Source organism: Arthrobacter sp. HLT1-20 (assembly GCF_054510895.1).
Genome location: NZ_JBTNDR010000070.1, coordinates 1 through 2,671, shown reverse-complemented (window position 1 = coordinate 2,671; position 2,671 = coordinate 1). Strand labels below are relative to the sequence as shown.

Sequence of the window (2,671 nt, the reverse complement as noted above, 5' to 3'; positions counted from 1 at the left end):
CACAAAATTACCAACACAAGAAAAAAACCCCCCCCCCCCCCTCCAAAAAAAAAAAACACCCCCCCCCCCCCCCCCCCCCCCCCCCCCCCCCCCCCCCCCCCCACGCCTTTTATGGTGAGGCTATGGTTTGTCCGGGCCCGCGACCGCGGATTCCTTGCTCAGCAGCAGGGTGTCGCCAGCCAGCCGCTCGGATTCCAGGCGCTCTGCCTCCGCGCCGCCAACGGCCTCGCCGCGGGCCACCATGCCGGAGGTGTCCGACAGCGGGATGACCTTCATGAAGATCGCCAGGACCAGCGCGATGACCATGAACGGGATCAGGTACCAGAACACGGGCGCCAGGGAATCGGCGTAGGCGTTGATGATGCCGTCCTGGATGGCCTGCGGCAGTTGGTGCAGCGCCTGCGGATCCAGCGAGGACATGGCGCTGCCAGCCTGCTCCGGAGTGGCGCCACCGGTGGTGAAGACTTCCTTGAGGGAGTCGGCCAGGCGCGTGGTGAACATGGCGCCGAAGACGGCCACACCCAGGGCTGAGCCCACTTCGCGGAAGTAGTTGTTGGTGCTCGTGGCGGTTCCCAGCTGGGCGGCCGGAACAGAGTTCTGCACCACGATGACAACAATCTGCATGATCAGGCCCAGGCCGGCGCCGAACACAAACAGCTGGGCGCAGATGACCCAGATGGGGGTCTCGGCGGACAGGGTTGTCATCCACAGCATGGCCACAATGGTCAGCCCCGATCCGGCAATGGGGAACGCCTTGTACTTGCCGGTCTTGGTCATCCGGATGCCGGACCAGATCGAGGTGCCCATCAGGCCCACCATCATGGGCAGCATGAGCAGGCCGGATTCGGCGGCGGAGGTCCCGGAGGACATTTGCAGGAACGTGGGGACGAACGCCAGTGCGGCGAACATGCCCATGCCCAGCACGAATCCGATGGCCGTGGAGTTCAGGAAGATCGGGTTCTTGAACAGGGACAGCGGGATGATGGGATCCTGTGCGCGGGCTTCGGTGAAGATGAACAGTGCAACCGCTGCCAGCAGCAGGGCACCCCACGACCAGGTCGTCATGGAGGTCCAGCCGCCTTCCTTGCCGCCAAAGTCGGTGAAGAAGATCAGGGCTGTGGTGGCGATGGACAGGAACAGGACACCCATGAAGTCAATCTTCTTGGTTGCCTTCTTGGAGGGCAGGGTCAAGGTGAAGTAGGCAATGATGAATGCTGCAATGCCGATCGGGATGTTGATGTAGAACGCCCATTCCCAGGTGAGGTGGTCCACAAAGTAGCCGCCCAGGAGGGGGCCGGCCACGGCGGACAGGCCGAAGATGGCGCCCAGGGGGCCCATGTACTTGCCGCGCTCGTTGGCGGGAACAATGTCGGCAATGATGGCCTGCGAGAGGATCATCAAGCCGCCGCCACCCAAGCCCTGGATGGCCCGGAAGATCACGAAGCCCCAGAAGTCGGTGGCAAAGGCGCAGCCAATCGAGGCCAGTGTGAAGATGGCAATGGCTGCCAGGAATAGATTGCGGCGGCCCAGCACGTCACCAAACTTGCCGTAGATGGGCATCACAATGGTGGTGGCCAGCAGGTAGGCGGTGGTGATCCAGGTCTGGTGCTCCACGCCGCCCAGCTTGCCCACAATGGTGGGCATGGCCGTGGAAACGATCGTTTGGTCGAGGCTGGAGAGCATCATGCCGGCGATGAGCGCGGAGAAGATGATCCAGATTCTCTTTTGGGTCAGCAGGAGCGGTTCGCCTGCCTTGATGGCGGTACTCATGGAGTCCCTTCGAAGGGTAAGAGGGAGAAATTGAAAAGTTGTTGGGCCATGTGCAGGTTGGCGGCCAGAAGTTCGCCGTAGCTGGCAGTGTTTTCTTCCGAGAAGAAGGCTTGACTGGCACGGTGCGAGCAGGTGCCAAAAAGCGCTGCCGCCATGTTGACCAGGGGGTCGCCGGCGTCGAGGTGTTCGCGCTGTGCCATCAGGTCCGCGAATTCCGCCTCGCGGATTTTTTGACTGCCCATCATTTTCATCAAGAGCGTGGGTTCCATTTTCATGGCAGCGATCAGCTGGTGGATTTCCTCTTTGGTGAAGTCCAGTTGCGCCGCCATGGCGCAAGTGAGCGTGAACAAGTCGCGCAGCAGCGTTGTGCTGAGCCCATGGGGTCCCCGCTCGACGCCGGAATCCTGGGCGCCGCCGGCCAGGAAGTCGGCGATGGCCAGTGCCGGAAACTCGTCGAGCAGATGGCCAATGATGGCGTCTTCCTTGGAGGGGAAGTAGTTGAAGAACGTCCGCCGGGACACTCCCACTTCCTCGCACAGTTGCTCAATCGTGAAGCCGCTCAGGCCCTTTTGGGCGGTGGCACGCCGGGCCGCGGCAGTGATGGCGGACCGGGTGGCCTCACGTTTGCGGGCGCGCAGGCCATGCGCGGTACAATTTTTTGCACTTTCATTCACAAAGTAAAAGTTTGCACTATTTTCTCCAGAGTGCAAAATGTTGTGGGAGTGGAATTAATCACACGCCCTATTGTGCGGCGGCGGGTGGCCACCCGCCGCCGTCCGTCCCGTTAATCACAACTGACTGTGAGTCTTGTATGTAGCTGGTCTGGGACTAGCTGGCAGAGTAGGTAGCGGCTGTACCATCTGATGAATGTGACTCAGCAACTGACTGGCTCCGTGAGGAT

At 61.4% G+C, this 2,671-nt stretch carries 2 protein-coding genes; both read right to left on the bottom strand.

The genetic code is table 11. The features are described 5' to 3' along the window. Window positions 1-120 precede the first annotated feature (120 nt). Complete coding sequence (locus tag ACX80Q_RS18625; protein WP_459332032.1) at window positions 121-1,770, bottom strand: MDR family MFS transporter; 1,650 nt, start codon at window positions 1,768-1,770, stop codon at window positions 121-123. Beyond that, complete coding sequence (locus ACX80Q_RS18620; RefSeq protein ID WP_459332031.1) at window positions 1,767-2,444, bottom strand: TetR/AcrR family transcriptional regulator; 678 nt, start codon at window positions 2,442-2,444, stop codon at window positions 1,767-1,769. Before ACX80Q_RS18620 ends, ACX80Q_RS18625 begins: the two co-directional genes overlap by 4 nt. Window positions 2,445-2,671 lie beyond the last annotated feature (227 nt).